3 protein-coding genes are annotated in these 1,827 nt (G+C 33.4%); all 3 read left to right on the forward strand.

Annotated elements, in window-relative coordinates:
* Positions 1-366 precede the first annotated feature (366 nt).
* The gene (locus FTU91_RS16285) at positions 367-990 is read left to right on the forward strand and encodes a haloacid dehalogenase-like hydrolase (protein ID WP_086197640.1); all 624 of its coding nucleotides are present in this window, start codon (positions 367-369) and stop codon (positions 988-990) included.
* Between the two features lie 130 nt (positions 991-1,120).
* Entirely contained in the window at positions 1,121-1,366 is a 246-nt protein-coding gene (locus tag FTU91_RS16290; RefSeq protein ID WP_111885987.1) for a type II toxin-antitoxin system RelB/DinJ family antitoxin, read from the forward strand.
* On the forward strand, positions 1,356-1,649 hold the full coding sequence (locus FTU91_RS16295; RefSeq protein WP_074947749.1) for a type II toxin-antitoxin system RelE/ParE family toxin: 294 nt from the start codon (positions 1,356-1,358) through the stop codon (positions 1,647-1,649). The genes FTU91_RS16290 and FTU91_RS16295 overlap by 11 nt, the downstream gene beginning before the upstream one ends.
* The last annotated feature ends 178 nt before the right edge of the window (positions 1,650-1,827 follow it).

Raw genomic sequence — 1,827 nt, forward strand, 5'->3', positions numbered from 1 at the left:
CGATATTTACAAGTTAGTGAATAGCTTATTGGGATTAGCAACTAAATTTAGTTTAACTTATAAAAATCATGAAACACTGTTCGAATTTTAAGCGTGGAACATGAATAATCAATAAAAAGCCGCTCTGGTGCCCTATATTCCAGAACGGCTTGCTTTAATATAATGATATTTAAAGAGAAATATCAAGCATTACGTATAAGGTGTATTATGTTAATTTTAGATTTTCTTAATTTAAACTTGAGATTTAATCCAGTCTCGACCAAATGATGCAAAGATTTCAACCTTAAATCGTGTGCCAAAAGATATCTCTCTTTACTTACAGTGTTCAATCCATCAACTATCAAATTTTTATTTAGGAAATAATGAATGAATTATGTTTTTTTTGATATTGATGGAACCTTACACAAGGAAGATATTTTTTTAGAGTTCATCAAGTGTTCAATTAAAGAAAGATTACTCAATTCTGTTATATTTCTTCCGATTATTTTTATCTCATTTCTTATTTATCTTGTTAATACAAAAGGTAAGTTTGGGTTAAATTTAATTTTATTTTTCCTTTTTCTAGGCATTTCAGAATCGCAGTTAGGCACTCTCACTGAGAAATTTTGCAAATCATTCTCTTTAAAAATGACCCCTTTTGATAATGCGCTTAAACAGTTAGAGTTTCACAAAGCAAATGGTGATCAAGTCATTTTTATTAGTGGCACACCAGTAGAATTCATCAAGCAGATTTATCCTAGTTTTTTCAATACAACTAACTTTGAAGTAATTGGCTCAATCACACGTAGAAACTTTGGTTCCTTCTATTTAGATGAAAGATGCATTTATAAAAACAAAAAGACGATGTTAAACAATCGATTTAACGCTGTTCTAAATTTTAGCCATGGGTACTCTGATAGTTTAAGCGATCTTCCAATTTTAACTCTTTGCGATAAAGCCTACTTAGTTGATAAAGATGGCTCTATGACCTCATTTGACACCCAGAGGTGAGGTAAAGTAGTTTTTGGTTCTAATATCCATGATTAGCATCCCATTTAACATAATGGCTGATTATACGAACTAGCCATGTAATGCAATTTGCATTACAATATTTCCATACATTCAATAAATGGGAAAAGTGATGGCTACTGTTAACTTCAGGGTCGATGAAGCCCTTAAAGAAAAATCTTATTCAGTTCTTAGAGAACAAGGTATTGCACCTACTGAGTTTTTTACAAATGTCCTTGAATACATTGCAGCGACTGGGAAACTCCCTGTACAAAAAGCCTTACTCTCAGAAGAGGATACCGAGCTATTAGCGATTGTTCGTAAACGTATTAATGATCCTAAAGAAATGTTCGAGGAAATTACTTTAGATGACTTATAAGCTTTTACGTCATAAGGACTTCACAGCTGAATGGGAAAAGCTTCCTAGTGCTATAAGAGATCAATTTAAGAAGAAACTTGCCAAGGTCATAGAGCAGCCACATATTCCCAAGAATATGCTCAGAGGTGATCTGGCAGGCTGCTATAAAATTAAATTATTAAAGGCTGGAGTCCGACTAGTTTATCAAGTCAAAGATGATCAGGTAGTTATCTTGCTCATCACCGTTGGGAAACGAGCTGACAGCATAGTTTATGACGAAGCGAAAAAGCGCATTAAAGACTAAAAATGGGAGCTATAAGCTCCCATTTTTGACTTCGTATAAGGTGTATTATGTGTAAGCGTCCGCTGAACCCCACTTTTCTTATTTTCTCAATATCCCGATAGTGTCCATTATTTATTAAATGGACATTATGTTTATGGCCTTAGACACTTTTATAGACACTGAACAAACGACAGAAAGA

This window comes from Acinetobacter sp. YH12201 (assembly GCF_013418145.1).
GTDB lineage: Bacteria > Pseudomonadota > Gammaproteobacteria > Pseudomonadales > Moraxellaceae > Acinetobacter.

Bases quoted from the DNA above. Each gene is read 5' to 3' on its own strand.
- FTU91_RS16285 (WP_086197640.1), top strand. From the start codon at position 367: ATGAATTATGTTTTTTTTGATATTGATGGAACCTTACACAAGGAAGAT.
- FTU91_RS16290 (WP_111885987.1), top strand. From the start codon at position 1,121: ATGGCTACTGTTAACTTCAGGGTCGATGAAGCCCTTAAAGAAAAATCT.
- FTU91_RS16295 (WP_074947749.1), top strand. From the start codon at position 1,356: ATGACTTATAAGCTTTTACGTCATAAGGACTTCACAGCTGAATGGGAA.